This window comes from Paractinoplanes toevensis (assembly GCF_018332695.1).
GTDB classification, from domain to species: domain Bacteria; phylum Actinomycetota; class Actinomycetes; order Mycobacteriales; family Micromonosporaceae; genus Actinoplanes; species Actinoplanes toevensis.
Genome location: NZ_BOQN01000047.1, coordinates 16,800 through 31,568 on the forward strand (window position 1 = coordinate 16,800; position 14,769 = coordinate 31,568).

General features: G+C 68.3%; 15 protein-coding genes. 14 read left to right on the forward strand and 1 reads right to left on the reverse strand.

Going from position 1 to position 14,769, the window contains the following annotated elements:
* The first annotated feature begins 404 nt into the window (after positions 1-404).
* The 11 genes from Ato02nite_RS15730 (at position 405) to Ato02nite_RS15780 (ending at position 11,570) form a co-directional block, all read left to right on the forward strand.
* Entirely contained in the window at positions 405-1,355 is a 951-nt protein-coding gene (locus Ato02nite_RS15730) for a MurR/RpiR family transcriptional regulator (RefSeq protein ID WP_213007260.1), read from the forward strand.
* A 36-nt stretch (positions 1,356-1,391) separates the two neighbouring features.
* A complete protein-coding gene (locus tag Ato02nite_RS15735) occupies positions 1,392-2,705 on the forward strand; it encodes an extracellular solute-binding protein (RefSeq protein ID WP_213007261.1) in 1,314 nt (437 codons plus the stop codon).
* 61 nt (positions 2,706-2,766) lie between these two features.
* Positions 2,767-3,747, forward strand: coding sequence for a carbohydrate ABC transporter permease (locus Ato02nite_RS15740; RefSeq protein WP_213007262.1), 981 nt, complete (start codon positions 2,767-2,769; stop codon positions 3,745-3,747).
* Positions 3,747-4,628 (forward strand): carbohydrate ABC transporter permease, encoded by an 882-nt coding sequence (locus tag Ato02nite_RS15745; RefSeq protein ID WP_213007263.1) that lies wholly within the window; start codon positions 3,747-3,749, stop codon positions 4,626-4,628. Before Ato02nite_RS15740 ends, Ato02nite_RS15745 begins: the two co-directional genes overlap by 1 nt.
* 16 nt (positions 4,629-4,644) lie before the next feature.
* Positions 4,645-6,081: an N-acetylglucosamine/diacetylchitobiose ABC transporter substrate-binding protein gene (gene ngcE / locus Ato02nite_RS15750; RefSeq protein WP_213007264.1), complete on the forward strand. Its 1,437-nt coding sequence runs from the start codon at positions 4,645-4,647 to the stop codon at positions 6,079-6,081.
* 23 nt (positions 6,082-6,104) lie between these two features.
* A complete protein-coding gene (locus tag Ato02nite_RS15755; protein ID WP_213007265.1) occupies positions 6,105-7,010 on the forward strand; it encodes a carbohydrate ABC transporter permease in 906 nt (301 codons plus the stop codon).
* A 10-nt stretch (positions 7,011-7,020) separates the two neighbouring features.
* The gene (locus Ato02nite_RS15760; protein ID WP_213007266.1) at positions 7,021-7,920 is read left to right on the forward strand and encodes a carbohydrate ABC transporter permease; all 900 of its coding nucleotides are present in this window, start codon (positions 7,021-7,023) and stop codon (positions 7,918-7,920) included.
* Between the two features lie 79 nt (positions 7,921-7,999).
* Positions 8,000-8,896: an ABC transporter ATP-binding protein gene (locus Ato02nite_RS15765; RefSeq protein ID WP_213007267.1), complete on the forward strand. Its 897-nt coding sequence runs from the start codon at positions 8,000-8,002 to the stop codon at positions 8,894-8,896.
* A complete protein-coding gene (locus tag Ato02nite_RS15770; protein WP_213007268.1) occupies positions 8,893-9,642 on the forward strand; it encodes an ABC transporter permease in 750 nt (249 codons plus the stop codon). The genes Ato02nite_RS15765 and Ato02nite_RS15770 overlap by 4 nt, the downstream gene beginning before the upstream one ends.
* A gap of 25 nt (positions 9,643-9,667) precedes the next feature.
* The gene (locus tag Ato02nite_RS15775) at positions 9,668-10,822 is read left to right on the forward strand and encodes a sensor histidine kinase (protein WP_213007269.1); all 1,155 of its coding nucleotides are present in this window, start codon (positions 9,668-9,670) and stop codon (positions 10,820-10,822) included.
* Between the two features lie 85 nt (positions 10,823-10,907).
* Complete coding sequence (locus tag Ato02nite_RS15780; protein ID WP_213007270.1) at positions 10,908-11,570, forward strand: response regulator; 663 nt, start codon at positions 10,908-10,910, stop codon at positions 11,568-11,570.
* Between the two features lie 6 nt (positions 11,571-11,576).
* Here the strand turns inward: Ato02nite_RS15780 and Ato02nite_RS15785 are convergent, their stop codons facing one another.
* Positions 11,577-12,488: a LysR family transcriptional regulator gene (locus Ato02nite_RS15785; RefSeq protein WP_213007271.1), complete on the reverse strand. Its 912-nt coding sequence runs from the start codon at positions 12,486-12,488 to the stop codon at positions 11,577-11,579.
* Between the two features lie 103 nt (positions 12,489-12,591).
* Between Ato02nite_RS15785 and Ato02nite_RS15790 the strand changes: the two genes are divergently transcribed.
* The 3 genes from Ato02nite_RS15790 to Ato02nite_RS15800 all read left to right on the forward strand — a co-directional run bounded on the left by Ato02nite_RS15790 (position 12,592) and on the right by Ato02nite_RS15800 (position 14,764).
* Positions 12,592-13,437 (forward strand): aldo/keto reductase, encoded by an 846-nt coding sequence (locus tag Ato02nite_RS15790; protein ID WP_213007272.1) that lies wholly within the window; start codon positions 12,592-12,594, stop codon positions 13,435-13,437.
* Positions 13,438-13,445: 8 nt separating this feature from the next.
* On the forward strand, positions 13,446-14,471 hold the full coding sequence (mgrA, locus tag Ato02nite_RS15795) for an L-glyceraldehyde 3-phosphate reductase (RefSeq protein WP_213007273.1): 1,026 nt from the start codon (positions 13,446-13,448) through the stop codon (positions 14,469-14,471).
* A gap of 71 nt (positions 14,472-14,542) precedes the next feature.
* Positions 14,543-14,764 carry a tautomerase family protein gene (locus Ato02nite_RS15800; RefSeq protein ID WP_213007274.1) on the forward strand — a complete coding sequence of 74 codons (222 nt, stop codon included), beginning with the start codon at positions 14,543-14,545 and terminating at the stop codon, positions 14,762-14,764.
* Positions 14,765-14,769: the final 5 nt, after the last annotated feature.

Below are 14,769 nucleotides of genomic sequence, written 5' to 3' on the forward strand. Positions count from 1 at the left end.
AGCGCAAGTGCCGCCTGGCCGGTCCCCTCGGCGGGGCGGCCAGGCTGCGTTTGGGAGCGTTCCCGACGCGTACGGTAAATTTTTGATCTTGTTTCCGGGGTTGCCTGGATGTTTCGAATCGTTCGTGAAGTCATCCGAACGGCGGATCAGCTCTAGTTCTTGTGGCGTCCGACGGCTGTCCGAAAAGCCTATGCGAAATGCGGACAAACCCTTTCAGGTGACGCCGGTCACTCCGTAAAGAACATTTCCGGATTGATGGACGTCAAGTGGCTGCCGCGTAACACGCGTTCATCGTCGCTGGTCAGGTAACGGTTTGAAAACTTCGCCCACAGTCTTGACACAGGTGGGTGATTAGTAAGAACTTTTACCGCGACAGTAAACAGTCCTTCCTGAAAGGGTGGCCGATGAGCGAGCCGGAGATGGACGGCGCCGCGCGGACGGCGGTCGTCGACTCGCTTGTCGTCGACTCGCAGCCGTCGGACGGCGTGCTCCTGCGTGTCCGTTCGCTGCTGCCGGAATTCACCGGTGCACTACGGCGCGTGGCCGAGCAGGTCCTCACCGACCCGGCCGCGGCCTCCCGGGCAACCATCGTCGAACTCGCCGAGCGCAGCGGCACCTCACCGGCGACCGTCACCCGGTTCTGCCGCGCGCTCGGCTTCGACGGGTACGCCGATCTGCGGCTCGGCATCGCCGCCGAGACCGGGCGGGCCCGCTCGGCCGGCTGGACGGTCGACATCGGCCGCGAGATCCAGCCCGGCGACCCGCTCGCCCGGGTCCTCGGGCAGATCATGGCGGCCGACACCCGCGCCATGCACGACACCGCAGCGCTGCTCGACCTGGCCGAGGTGGAGCGGGCCGCGGTGGCGATCGCTGCGGCCCCGCGGGTCAACATCTTCGGCGCCAGCGGGAGCGCGCTGGTCGGCGAGGAGATGCAGTTCAGCCTGCACCGCATCGGGGTGCCGGTGTGGGCCTGGACCGACGTGCACAACGGCCTGGCCAGCGCGGCGCTCTCCCGGGCCGGCCACGTCGCGCTCGGCATCTCGCACTCGGGGGAGACCGGCGAGACGATCGAGCTGCTCGCCGAGGCGAGCAGCCGGGGAGCGACCACCATCGCCCTCACCAGCTTTCCCCGGTCGCCGCTCGCCGAGCTGGCCGACATCGTGCTGCTCACCGCCACCCAGGCGACGACCTTCCGGCCGGACGCGCTCAGCGCCCGGCACCCGCAGCTGGTCGTTCTCGACCTGCTCTATGTCGCGGTCGCTCAGCGGACCCACGAACGTTCGCACGCGGCCTTTCAGAAAACCGCACAAGCCGTCCACGGCCACAAGGCCGCAAAAGACGGCACCCCCCTTTAAATCCCCTCTTTTGCAAATTTCCTTCAGGAGGAAGCGATGAAGCGCCAACTCGTCGCAGTGGCCGCCCTCGCGGCGACGCTGCTCGGGGCCGCGGCCTGCGGCTCCAACGACGACGACTCCCCCACGACGTCCGCTTCCGGCCCGGTCGACGGCAAGGGCAAGACCCTCAAGGTCTGGCTGATGGTCGACGCGCAGAGCGCCTGGAAGGGTGTCGTCGACGACGCCTCCAAGCGGTTCACCGACGCGACCGGCGCCCAGGTCAGCGTGGAATACCAGCAGTGGGCCAACCACCTCACCAAGCTGGACGCGACGCTGGCCGGCTCGGACGTGCCGGACGTCGTCGAGCTCGGCAACACCGAGTTCCCGAAGTACGTGTTCAGCTCGGCCTTCGCCGCCATCAACCCGGGCGACTACGAGAACTCGGGCACCTGGCTGCAGGGCCTCAAGGGCGCCTGTGACTTCGAGGGCAAGACCTACTGCGTGCCCTACTACGCCGGTGCCCGCGTGCTGATCTACCGCACCGACCTGTTCAAGGCGGCCGGTATCGCCGCCGCGCCGAAGACGTACGACGAGTTCCTGGCCGACGCGGACAAGCTGCAGACCGCCAAGAAGTCGGACTCGAAGTTCGGCGCCGTCTACATGCCGGGCCAGTACTGGTACTCGGCGATGTCCTGGGTCAAGTCGACCGGTGGCGACATCGCGAAGCAGGACGGCGACAAGTGGGTCGGTCAGCTGTCCCAGCCCGCCTCGGTGCAGGGCCTGCAGCGCTGGGTCGACATGGTCAAGAAGTACTCGAAGGCCGACCCGACCAAGAACGAGAACGACCAGGCCGGCATCTTCGCGCAGGGTCAGTCCGGCATGTTCTACGGCAACGCCTGGGAGCTGGGCGCCGCCGAGCAGATCAAGAAGGACCCGAACGACCCGAACTCCGCGCTGGTCGACACCAAGGTCAAGGGCAAGCTGGCCGCCGCGCCGATGCCCGAGGTCCCGTCCTTCCTGGGCGGCTCCAACCTGGGCGTCACCGAGAAGAGCCAGAACAAGGAACTGGCCGCTCAGTGGATCAAGGCGTTCACCGACAGCACCTCGATGGCCGGCCTGATCAAGGCCAACGCGCTGCCGAACGCGACCGCGCTGCTGGACAAGGCCGCCACCGACAACCCGGCCATCGCGCCGGCCGCGCTGGCCGCCAAGAGCAGCTGGTTCCCGCCGAACGCGGAGAAGTGGGCGGACGTCGAGAAGGGCAACATCCTGCAGACGATGCTCACCGACATCCTCACCGGCAAGAAGTCCGTGGCCGACGGCGCCAAGTGGGCCGACGACCAGATGAACACGACGCTGAACGAGAGCTGATCCCGCAACCGCCCGCCCCCGCTCCGGGGGCGGGCGGCACCGCTCCCGGAAGAGGAATCTGATGTCCGTCGTCGAATCCCCGACGACCCGCCGACCGGGCGGGTCCACACCGCACCGGGCACCCGGCCGTGCCGCCCGGCCGCGTCGCCGTCGTCAGGGCGCCAGCACCCCGTGGCTGCTCGTCATCCCCACCCTGCTCCTGCTCGCCGGCCTGCTCGGTTATCCGCTCATCCGGATGATCGTGCTGTCGTTCCAGAACATGCGGCTGCGCGAGCTGCTCAGCGGTCGCACCCCCGCGTGGGTCGGTCTCGACAACTACACCAAGGTCCTCACCGACTCGGTCTTCTGGACGGTCGTGGGCCGTACGGTCCTGTTCACGATCGTCTGCGTGCTCATCTCGGTCTTCATCGGACTCGGCATCGCGCTGCTGATGCGGCGGGTCGCCCGTGGCGTCCGGCTCTTCATGATCGTGGCGATGATGTTCGTCTGGGCCCTGCCGCAGCTGGTCGCGGCGCAGATCTTCCGCTGGATCACCGACTCCGACTTCGGCGTCCTCAACTACGTGCTCAACTTCCTGCCGGGCGTGAACTTCGACAACCACAGCTGGTTCGTGAACCCGTGGCAGGGCTGGGGAGTCATCACCACCCTGGTGGTCTGGGCCGGCATCCCGTTCCTCGCGATCACCCTCAACGCCGGGCTCACCCAGGTGCCGAAGGAACTCGTCGAGGCGGCCACGGTGGACGGCGCGACGCCCTGGCAGGTGCTGCGCAACATCACCCTGCCGATCCTCAAGCCGCTCATCACGATCGTCACCACGCTCTCGGTGATCTGGGACTTCGGCCTGTTCACCCAGAACTGGGCGCTGCGCGACGGGCACCCGGAACCGCAATTTCAGACGCTCGCGACCTACTCGTACACGCAGGCGTTCGGACAGTCGCGGTACAGCATCGGCTCGGCCATCTCGGTGATCACCGTGCTGCTGATGCTCGGCGTGATGGCGTTCTACATCCGGCAGATGTTCAAGATCGGGGAGGTGGACTGATGGTGGTGGCAGCCAGCCCGCGCCGTAAGCGCGTCGACGACGGTGTCGTCACCGTCGGTCGGTCCAAGGCCGGGACCGTCGTCGCCAACGCGATCGGCGTGATCTTCTCGGTCCTCATGCTCTTCCCGGTCTACTGGGTGCTGAACACCGCGTTCAAGCCGGCCGACGAGGTGCTCGCGCTGACCCCGACGTTCTGGCCGGAGCACCCCACCTTCGCCAACTTCACGTCGGCGTTCAAGGCGCCGCTGTTCCTGCAGGACATGCTGAACGGCCTGATCGTGACGGTGCTGGCGGTGGCCGGCGCGCTGGTGGTCGGCTTCCTGGCCGCGCTCGCGATCGCCCGGTTCAGCTTCTACGGCCGCAAGGCGATCATCCTGGTCGTCCTGGCGGTCCAGCTGGTGCCGTTCCTGGCGCTGCTCATCCCGCTGTTCCTGATGCTGCAGACGGCGTCCTTGACCAACAGTCTGATCGGTGTGAGTATCACCTACTTGGTCCTGATCTTGCCGTATACGGTGTGGACACTGCGTGGGTTCATCTCCGGCATCCCGCGGGAGCTCGACGAGGCAGCGCTGATCGACGGCTGCACCCGGGCTCAGGTGTTCTGGCGCATCATCCTGCCGCTGACCGGTCCGGGCCTCGTCGCGACCAGCGTCTACGGATTCATCCAGGCCTGGAACGAATTCATCATCATCAACACGCTCAACAGCCCGGCCAAGCAGAACCTGATGGCCTGGCTGCTGCAGAACCAAACCACCCGCGGTACCGCCTGGGGACCCCTCATGGCCGGTGCGATCATCACCTCCATCCCGGTGGTGGTGTTCTTCCTGCTCATCCAACGCAATATCGCCACCGGTCTGACCGCCGGTGCTGTAAAGGGCTAGCACCTGAGGAGATGCTGTGACCGAGATATTCGCCAAGACCGAGGTCGACCGCCGTACGCTACTGCGTCGTGCGGCCGCCGTCGGACTGATGGCCACCCCCGCGGTGGGCCTGCTAAGCGCCTGTGTCGGCGGCGGTGACGACGAACCCACGACCCAGTCGACCGGCACCAAGTCGGCCGACAACCCGCTGGGTATCGACACCAAGGCCGGTGTCGAGATCGTCATCTTCAACGGCGGTCTGGGCACGGCGTACGCCACCGATGTCGACACCCCGGCGTTCAACAAGAAGTGGCCGGACGCCAAGATCACCTACTCGGCCACCGAGCAGATCTCGACGGTCATCCAGCCCCGGATCAACGCCGGCAACCCGCCGGACATGATCAACAACTCGGGCTCGAACCTGATGGACTTCGGTGCGATCGTCAAGGCCGGCCAGGCCGCCGACCTGACCGATCTGTTCGCGGCGCCGTCCTGGGACGTGGCCGGCAAGACCGTCGCCGAGACCCTGGTGCCGGGCGCGGTCGAGCAGGGCACGTACGACGGCAAGCCGTTCGCGATGAACTACTCGTACACGGTCTTCGGCCTCTGGTACAACAAGAAGCTGTTCGAGAAGAACAGCTGGACCATCCCCACCACCTGGGCCGACTTCACCGCACTGTGCGACAAGATCAAGGCGGCCGGCATCACGCCGTTCGGCTACGCGGGCGCCAACGCGTCGTACTACATGGTCCGGGCCCTGCTCACCAGCGCCGCGAAGATCGGCACCGAGCAGGCGCTCAAGGACATCGACAACCTGAAGCCGGGTGCCTGGACCGCCGAGCCGATCAAGCAGGCCGCGCAGGCCTGGGGCGAGATCGGCAACAAGTACATCAACAAGACCTTCCTGGGCCTCAAGCACACCGAGGTGCAGCTCCAGCAGGACCAGGACAAGGTCGCGTTCTACCCGTGCGGTTCCTGGCTGGAGAACGAGCAGGCCAAGGACACCCCGGCCGGCTTCGAGTACGCGGTCTGCGCGTTCCCGAGCGTCACCGCCGCCGACAAGCTCCCGGCGACCGCCATCAACGCGGCGGCCGGCGAGATCTACTTCGCGGCGGCCAAGGGCAAGAACCCGCAGGGTGGCAAGGAGTACCTGCGGGCCATGCTCTCCAAGGAGGCGGCGCTGGGCTTCACCAAGCTCACCAAGTCGCTTACGGTGGTGGCGGGCGCGTCCGACGGCCAGACCATTTCTCCCGGTCTGACCAGCGCGAACGACATGCTGACCAAGGCCGGCCAGGACGTCTTCGTGGGCTACCTGTTCGACACCTGGTACAAGAAGCTCGACGACGAGTCCCGCGGCGCGGTCAACGACCTGATGTTCAAGGGCGGCGACGCGCAGAAGTTCTGCGACCGGATGGAGGCGGCCTCCCAGGCGGTCGCCAAGGACTCCTCGGTCACCAAGTTCACCCGCAGCTGAGTTCGAGTTTTAGGTAGGGCGCCATGCGGCACGGCAAGTATCCCTTCATCATCGGCTTCCTTGTCGTGCCGGTGGCGCTCTACGCCACCTTCGTGGTGGCGGCGTATCTCCAGACATTCCAGCTCTCGCTGACCAGTTGGTCGGGCCTCGGCAAGATCGATTACATCGGCTTCGACAACTTCGTGAAGCTGTGGCACGACGACGTCTTCTGGAAGTCGATCAAGCACAACCTGTTCCTGCTGATCCTGCTGCCGATCATCACGATCGTCATCGCGCTGGTCTTCGCGTTCCTGCTGAATGTCGGCGGCGGGCACAAGGGCGGCCAGACCCGGGGCGTCTGGGGCTCCAAGGTCTACCGGATCATCTTCTTCTTCCCGCAGCTGCTGGCCCTGGCCATCGTCGCGGTGATCTTCGGCCGGGTGTTCGGCCCGGACAAGAGCGGCATGCTCAACGGCCTGTTCCCGGCCTCCTGGAAGCCCTGGCTGTTCCTGGCCGACGAGCGGTACGCGATGGCCTGCATCCTGATCGTGCTGATCTGGCAGGCGGTCGGCTTCTACGTCGTGCTCTTCTCGGCCGGCATGGGCTCGATCTCCACCGACATCTACGAGGCCGCCGCGCTCGACGGCGCCACCCGGATCACCCTGTTCTTCCGGATCACGGTCCCGCTGCTCTGGAGCACCATCCAGGTCGCCTGGGTCTACCTCGGCATCGCCGCTTTCGACGCGTTCGCCCTGGTCAACATCATGACCGTGGACCGGGGTGGGCCGAACGGCGCGTCGTCGGTGCTCAGCCTCATGATCTACCGGAACGCGTTCGACTTCTCGCAGGCCGGTTACGCCTGCGCGCTCGGCGTCGTGCTGTTCTTCCTGACCCTGACCTTCGCGGCGCTGACCCTCCGGGTCACCCGGCGCGAATCCGTGGAAGCCTGAGGGGGCCACGATGACTCTCGTCGCCGAAAAGCCCGCCACGAAGAGCGCCGGCACCAAGCCCAGCGCCAAGCGGGACATCAACGCCTTCACCGGGCTCGCGCACATCGCCCTGATCGCCTGGGCCCTGGTCACGGCCGGTCCGCTGATCTGGGTCGTGCTCGCGTCGTTCAAGAACAACACCGAGATCTTCCTGGGCAAGCCGTTCGCGCTGCCCTCCAGCTTCTCCCTGCAGACCTACTTCGACGCCTGGACCGAGGCCCACATCGGGCGGTATTTCCTGAACTCGGTGATCGTCGTCCTGGTCAGCACGGCGGGGACGATGCTGTTCGGGTCGATGGCGGCGTACGTTCTGGCGCGCTACAAGTTCCCCGGTAACCGGTTCATCTACTACCTGTTCGTCTCGGGGCTGGCGTTCCCGACGTTCATGGCCCTGGCCCCGCTGTTCTACATCCTCAAGAACATGGGGCTGCTCGGCTCGTACACCGGCCTGGTGCTGGTCTACATCGCCTACTCGCTGCCGTTCACGGTGTTCTTCCTGGCCGCGTTCTTCAAGTCGCTGCCGTACGAGATCGAGGAGGCGGCGACCGTCGACGGCGCCTCGCACACCCGCAAGTTCTTCCAGATCATGATGCCGATGGCCCGCTCCGGCCTGGTCAGCATCACGATCTTCAACATCGTCGGGCAGTGGAACCAATATCTTCTGCCGGTGGTGGTGATGACCGGGCCGGGCGCCGAGTCGAAATACCTGCTGACCCAGGGCATCGCGAACATCAGCACCTCGGCCGGTTACCACGCGCAGTGGTCGACGCTGTTCGCGGCGCTGACCCTGTCGATCCTGCCGATGATCGTCGTCTACGCGATCTTCCAGCGGCAGATCCAGGCCGGTCTGACCGCGGGCGCCGTCAAGTAGTACCTGGGTACCACGGGCGGCACGCAAGTGCCGCCCGCGGTACCGCTCCTCCCCGGTGGCGGCCCGTGACGATTGACCCATGATCGAGGTACGCGAAGTCACCAAGCGGTACGGGACGAAGACGGTCGTCGACCACCTGTCCTTCACCGCCCGGCCGGGTCAGGTCACCGGCTTCCTCGGCCCCAACGGGGCCGGCAAGTCCACCACCATGCGGATGATCGTCGGCCTCGATGCGCCGACCTCCGGGGAGGTGCTGGTCAACGGGCGCTCGCTGCGGAACAGCACTGCCCCGCTGCACGAGATCGGGGTGCTGCTCGAGGCCAAGGCCGTGCACCCGGGCCGCACCGCGGTCAGCCACCTGCTCGCCATGGCCCGCACCCACGGCATCCCCCGCTCCCGCGTCGACGAGGTGCTGCGCCTCGCCGGCCTGGAGAAGGTCGCGCACAAGCGGGTCGGCGCCTTCTCCCTCGGCATGGGCCAGCGGCTCGGCATCGCCGCCGCACTGCTCGGTGACCCCGCCGTGATCATGCTCGACGAACCGGTCAACGGCCTCGACCCGGAGGGCGTCCTCTGGGTGCGTAACCTCCTCGCCGGCCTGGCCGCCGAGGGCCGTACGGTCATGCTCTCCTCGCACCTGATGAACGAGGTGGCGCTGATCGCCGACCACCTGGTCATCGTCGGCCGGGGCCGGCTGCTCGCCGACACCACGGTGGCCGACCTGATGACCTCCGAGGGCGTCCGGGTCGTCACCGCCGCCCCCGACGCGCTGCGCTCGCTGATCGGCGGCCCGGGCGTCACGGTCACCTCGGCGGGCGCCGAGGAACTGTTCGTCACCGGCTGCTCCGCCCGGGAGATCGGGCTGGCCGCGGCCACCCGCGGGATCCCGCTGTTCGAGCTCACCCCGCAGAACGCCTCGCTCGAGGAAGCGTTCATGGACCTGACCCGCGACGCGGTGGAATACGAGGCTGCCCGATGAAGATCACCCCGGGCGGCGTCGTCGCCTCCGAATGGACCAAGTTCTCCTCGCTGCGCTCCACCTGGATCACCACGGGCGTCTCCGCCTTTCTGCTGATCGCGTTCGGCATGATCGCCTCGGCCTCGTTCTCCGGTTCCGAGATGTCCGCGGTCGACCTGGCCCTCGGCGGCAGCACCCTTGCCGCGCTGGCCGTCGGTGTTCTCGGCGTGCTGCTTGGCGCGGGGGAGTACACCACCGGCATGATCCGGTCGACGTTCGCCGCGGTTCCGCGCCGGCTTCCGGTGCTGTGGTCGAAGAGCCTCGTCGCCGGCCTCGCCGCTTTCGTCGTGATGACCATCGGGGCCTTTGTCGCCTTCGCGCTCGGCGGGGCGGTGCTCAACGACGCGATCGGCAGCGTCTCCCTGGGTGATGACGGCGTGCTGCGGGCCCTCTTCGGCGCCGGCCTCTACCTGGGCCTGGTGGCGGTCCTGGGCGTCGGGCTCGGCATGCTGGTCCGCTCCAGCGCCGGTGCCATCGCGATCCTGGCCGGCGGGATGCTGATCCTGCCCGGGCTGGCTCCGCTGCTGCCGAATTCGATCGCCGACGCGGTCACGCCCTACCTGCCGAGCAGCGCGGGCAGCGCCGTGATGGCGCTGACCCACGGCGACGGCACCCTCGCCCCGTGGGCCGGCCTGGGCGTCTTCGCCCTCTACGTGGCGGCCACCCTCGCGGCCGCGGCGTATCGACTCCGGAAGGCCGACGCGTGATCGCGGTGCCGGGGAGAATCGGCTGATGAACGCGCAGGGATGGCTGCTCGACCGGCAGCAGCGGATGCGGGCGCTCGACCGCCGGCGACCGTGGCTGCTGGACACCCTGATGGCCGTCCCGATCGTGCTCTTCAGCATCCCGAGCATCGTCGAGGCACCCGTGTCGGGGACGATCGCGACCGTGGCGCTGCTGCCGCCGCTGTACTGGCGGCGGCGGCACCCGTTCCCGGCCTTCCTGGTCACCGCGGCCATCGAGCTGACCGAGGTGTTGCTGCACGTCAGCGTGGGTGCCGGGGTGATCCTGCTGGTGATGCTCTTCACGGTGGCGTCCCGCGACACCTGGCGGGCGCTCGGATGGGCCTCCGGGATCACCACCACCCTGCTGGTCGCCGAGATCTACCTGTTCGAACCGGTGCTGGAACACCGCACCACCACGCTGTTCCTGGTGCTCGGCACGTCGGCCGCGGCGGTCGCGTTCGGTCTGGTGGCCCGCACCCGCCGGGCCTATCTGCTGGCTCTCGAGGACCGCGCCGCCCGCCTGGAGGTCGAGCGGGACCAGCAGTCCCGGCTCGCGGTCGCCGACGAACGGGCCCGGGTGGCCCGGGAAATGCACGACATCGTCGGCCACCACGTGTCGGTGATCGTCGGTCTCTCCGACGGCGGTGCCGCGCTCGCGGCCGCCCGCGGCGAGCAGACCGCCGAACCCCTTCGGCTGATCGGGGAGACCGGCCGGCAGGCCCTCGCCGAGCTGCGCCGGGTGCTGGGCGTGCTGCGCGACGAGGACGCCGACCCGCAGCTGAGCCCGCAGCCCGGCCTCGACGACCTGGACCGGCTGCTGCCGAGCGTGCGGGCGGCGGGCCTGCCGGTGACCTACTCGACCTCGGGCGACCTGCACCGACTCGGGCGGGGCGTCCAGCTCGCGGTCTACCGGATCGTCCAGGAGGCGCTGACCAACACCCTCAAACACGCGGGGCGCGGGGCCGCGGCGGAGGTCACGGTCGCTGCGTCGTCCGGAGAGGTACGGGTACGCGTACGGGACAACGGTGTGGGTATTGCGGCGCCGGCGAACCATGGGCTGTTCGGGATGCGTGAGCGTGCCTCGATGTACGGCGGCGAGGTCAGCGCCGGGCCGATCGAGGGCGGCTGGCTGGTCGACGCCGTCCTGAAGGAGCCGGTATGACCGCCTGCACCGAGCGGCACCCAGCCGCACCGAACGACGGCATCGCCGGCGAGGGCCGGAAGGGCATGCCAAAGGTGGGCACAGCGTGACCACCGTGCTGATCGCCGACGACCAGCCCCTGCAGCGGATGGGTTTCCGGATGCTGCTCGACGGCACACCCGGGATGACCGTGGTGGGCGAGGCGTCGAACGGCTCGGAGGCGGTCCGGATGGCCGGCCAGGCCCGGCCCGACGTGGTGCTGATGGACGTGCGGATGCCCGGCATGGACGGCATCGAGGCGACCCGCCGGATCACCGCCGCCGGCGACCGCACCCACGTGCTGATTCTCACCACCTTCGACCTGGACGAGTACGTCTACGCCGGCCTGCGCGCCGGGGCCAGCGGCTTCCTGCTCAAGGACGCCCGGCCGGAGGAGCTGATCGCCGGCATCCGGGCGGTCGCGGGCGGGGATTCGGTGGTGGCGCCGAGCCTGACCCGCAAGCTGATGGACGCGTTCGTCGACCGCCCGGACGCCGCTCCGGCGGCGGACCCGCGGCTGGCCGCGCTGAGCGAGCGGGAACGGGAGGTGCTCGTGGAGATCGGCCACGGTGCCACCAACACCGAGATCGCCGAGCGCTTCACTCTCACCGAGTCGACCGTGAAGAAGCACGTCGGCCGGGTCCTCGCCAAGATCGGCGCCCGTGATCGCATCCAGGCGGTGATCTTCGCGTACGACAACGGATTGGTCCGACCTAATACCGGCCGGTAGCTGTTCTCAAGGTCGCGCAGATCCCGAAGGCCCACCTGATGGCGGCCTGACCATCCGCAGCAGTGCCTCGCCGGCCGGACCGGGCGGGGCGGCCGCGGGCAGCGCCACCGAGACCTGCCACGCCGCGCTCCCGCCCCCGTGCAGCGCGGCCGCGTGCAGGCCCTTCGCGTGCGGCTTGCGGGTGACCGGGGCCGGCACCAGCGCCACGCCGAGGTCCTGGTGCACGAAGTCGAGCAGCGTGTGCACGTCGTTGACCTCGACGCTGACCCGGCGGGCCGCGTCGGCCCGGGCGAACGTCTGATCGTTGACCCGCCGGGCACCCCAGTCCGCGCTGAAGTCGATGAAGTCCTCGTCGAGAAGGTCGGCGACGCCGACCGCGTCCTTCTCAGCCAGTCGGTGGCCCGGGTGGCAGAGCAGCATCATCTCCTCGGTGGCCACCGGCATGAGGCGTACGCCGTCGGGAGCCGGCCCGGGCAGCGCGACGAACCCGACATTGAGCCGGCCCAGCCGGATCTGTTCGACGATCTCCCCGGAACCGGCGTAGGCCAGGCGGATCTCCACGCCCGGGTGCGCACGCCGGAACGCGGCCAGCATCGGCGGCAGGTCGATGACGCCGAGGCACTGCTCGGAGCCGACCGTGAGACTGCCCCGGAGCAGCCCGCGCACCGCGGCCACCGCGTCCCGGGCCGCCGCCGCGCTGGCCAGGGTGCGGTGCGCCTCGGCGAGCAGCGCCCGGCCGGCATCGGTCAGCTCGACCCGCCGGGTGTGCCGCACGAACAGGTCGGCGTCCAGGTCTTTCTCCAGCGCGCGGATCGACGCGGACAGACCCGACTGGGCCACCCGCATGCGTTCCGCCGCCCGGGTGAAGTGGCGCTCCTCGGCGACCGCCACGAAGTACTCCAGGTGCCGCAATTCCATGATTGAGCAGTCTAGGTGCTGAATCCGAGCGCTTTCTTCTGTTGGACGCGCGGCCGGTTGGGTACGAGGGTGGAGTTGTCACCCGTACCGAAAGGACCCCTCCATGCAGAGCCGCCGGATCGGCGATGTCCAGGTCAGCGCGATCGGCCTCGGCGGAATGCCGATGTCGATCGAGGGCCGTCCGGACGAAGAACGGTCGATCAGCACCATCCACGCCGCGCTCGACGCCGGCATCACCCTGATCGACACCGCCGACGCCTACCACCTCCACGCCGACGAGGTCGGCCACAACGAGTCGCTGATCGCGCGGGCGCTCGCCTCCTACGGCGGGGACACCAGCGACGTACTGGTCGCCACCAAGGGCGGTCATCTACGCCCCGGCGACGGCAGCTGGACGCTGAACGGCTCCCCTTCGTATCTGAAAGAGGCCTGCGACGCGTCGCTCAAGCGCCTCGGTGTGGAAGCGATCGGCCTCTACCAGTTCCACCGGCCCGACCCGTCCGTGCCCTACGCGGAGTCGGTGGGCGCGATCCGCGACCTGCTGGACGCCGGCAAGATCCGGATGGCCGGCATCTCCAACGCCGACCCGGCCCAGATCGTCGAGGCGAACGAGATCCTCGGTGGCCGGCTGGTCTCGGTACAGAACCAGTTCTCGCCGGCGTTCCTGTCCTCCACGGCCGAGTTGGAGCTGTGCGACCAGCTCGGCATCGCCTTCCTGCCCTGGTCACCGCTGGGCGGCATCGGCCGGGCCGGCGGGCTGGGCGGCGGCTTCGCCGAGGTGGCCGAGCGGTACGGGGTGAGCCCGCAGCGGGTCTGCCTCGCCTGGCACCTGTCCAAGTCGCCGGTGGTCATCCCGATCCCGGGCGCCAGCCGCCCCGAGACGATCACCGACTCGGCGGCCGCCCCCGAGTTGACGCTGACCGCCTCCGACCTCGCGCTTCTTCCCTGAGAGTGGATATGACCTTCGTTCCTGACGGCGGCCGCTACGAATCCATGGAGTACCGGCGGACCGGACGCAGCGGCCTCAAGCTGCCCGTCGTCTCGCTCGGCCTGTGGCACAACTTCGGTGACGACAAGCCGCTCGAGACGCAGCGGGCCATCCTGCGCCGCGCCTTCGACCTCGGCATCACCCACTTCGACCTGGCCAACAACTACGGGCCGCCCTATGGCTCCGCAGAGGCCAACTTCGGCCGGTTCATGGCGTCGGACTTCCGTCCGTACCGCGACGAGCTGGTCATCTCGACCAAGGCCGGCTACGACATGTGGCCCGGCCCGTACGGTGATCTCGGTTCCCGGAAATACCTGACCGCGTCGCTGGACCAGTCGCTGAAGCGGATGGGCCTCGACTACGTCGACATCTTCTACTCGCACCGGCACGACCCGGACACCCCGCTCGAGGAGACGATGGGTGCCCTCGACGCGGCCGTGCGGGCGGGCAAGGCGCTCTACGTCGGCATCTCGTCGTACTCGCCGTCGAAGACCGCGGAGGCCGTCGCCATCCTGCGCGACCTCGGCACACCGCTGCTGATCCACCAGCCGTCGTACTCCCTTCTCAATCGCTGGATCGAGGACGGCCTGCTGGACACCCTCGCGGAAGCCGGGGCAGGGTGCATCGCCTTCTCGCCGCTGGCGCAGGGCATGCTGACCGACCGTTATCTGGGCGGGGTGCCTTCCGATTCCCGCGCGAGCCAGGACAAGTCGCTCTCGACCGACCTGCTCAGCGCCGACAATCTGGAGAAAATCCGCGCGCTGAACGATATCGCCCAGCGGCGGGGTCAGTCCCTCGCGCAGATGGCGATCGCCTGGGTGCTGCGCGACCCGCGGATGACCTCGACGGTGCTGGGCGCCAGCTCGGTGCGCCAGCTGGAGAACAACGTGGCCGCCCTGGACAACCTGTCGTTCAGCGAGGACGAGCTGGCCGAGATCGACAAGTACGCCACCGAGTCCGGCATCAACCTCTGGGCCCGGTCCAGCGAATCCTGATCCGGCGTCACACGGTTTCGCACACGCCGCGGCGGCACAGTGCTCTCATCCACTTGAAGGGGGAGGGCGCTGTGCCGCTTATCAATGTCCGGGTCATCGAGGGAGTCTTCGACACGGCCCAGAAGAACCGAATGATCTCCGACCTGACCGACGCGATGGTCGCCATCGAGGGCGAGAACATGCGCCCGGTGACGTGGGTCGTGGTCGAGGAGGTGGCCAGCGGCGAATGGGGCATCGCCGGCAAGCCGCTGACCACCGCCGATGTCAAAGCTCTCGCCGCCGGCGTCGGCTGAGCGAC

Bases quoted from the DNA above. Each gene is read 5' to 3' on its own strand.
- Ato02nite_RS15730 (WP_213007260.1), top strand. From the start codon at position 405: ATGAGCGAGCCGGAGATGGACGGCGCCGCGCGGACGGCGGTCGTCGAC.
- Ato02nite_RS15735 (WP_213007261.1), top strand. From the start codon at position 1,392: ATGAAGCGCCAACTCGTCGCAGTGGCCGCCCTCGCGGCGACGCTGCTC.
- Ato02nite_RS15740 (WP_213007262.1), top strand. From the start codon at position 2,767: ATGTCCGTCGTCGAATCCCCGACGACCCGCCGACCGGGCGGGTCCACA.
- Ato02nite_RS15745 (WP_213007263.1), top strand. From the start codon at position 3,747: ATGGTGGTGGCAGCCAGCCCGCGCCGTAAGCGCGTCGACGACGGTGTC.
- Ato02nite_RS15755 (WP_213007265.1), top strand. From the start codon at position 6,105: ATGCGGCACGGCAAGTATCCCTTCATCATCGGCTTCCTTGTCGTGCCG.
- Ato02nite_RS15760 (WP_213007266.1), top strand. From the start codon at position 7,021: ATGACTCTCGTCGCCGAAAAGCCCGCCACGAAGAGCGCCGGCACCAAG.
- Ato02nite_RS15765 (WP_213007267.1), top strand. From the start codon at position 8,000: ATGATCGAGGTACGCGAAGTCACCAAGCGGTACGGGACGAAGACGGTC.
- Ato02nite_RS15770 (WP_213007268.1), top strand. From the start codon at position 8,893: ATGAAGATCACCCCGGGCGGCGTCGTCGCCTCCGAATGGACCAAGTTC.
- Ato02nite_RS15775 (WP_213007269.1), top strand. From the start codon at position 9,668: ATGAACGCGCAGGGATGGCTGCTCGACCGGCAGCAGCGGATGCGGGCG.
- Ato02nite_RS15785 (WP_213007271.1), bottom strand. From the start codon at position 12,488: ATGGAATTGCGGCACCTGGAGTACTTCGTGGCGGTCGCCGAGGAGCGC.
- Ato02nite_RS15790 (WP_213007272.1), top strand. From the start codon at position 12,592: ATGCAGAGCCGCCGGATCGGCGATGTCCAGGTCAGCGCGATCGGCCTC.
- mgrA (WP_213007273.1), top strand. From the start codon at position 13,446: ATGACCTTCGTTCCTGACGGCGGCCGCTACGAATCCATGGAGTACCGG.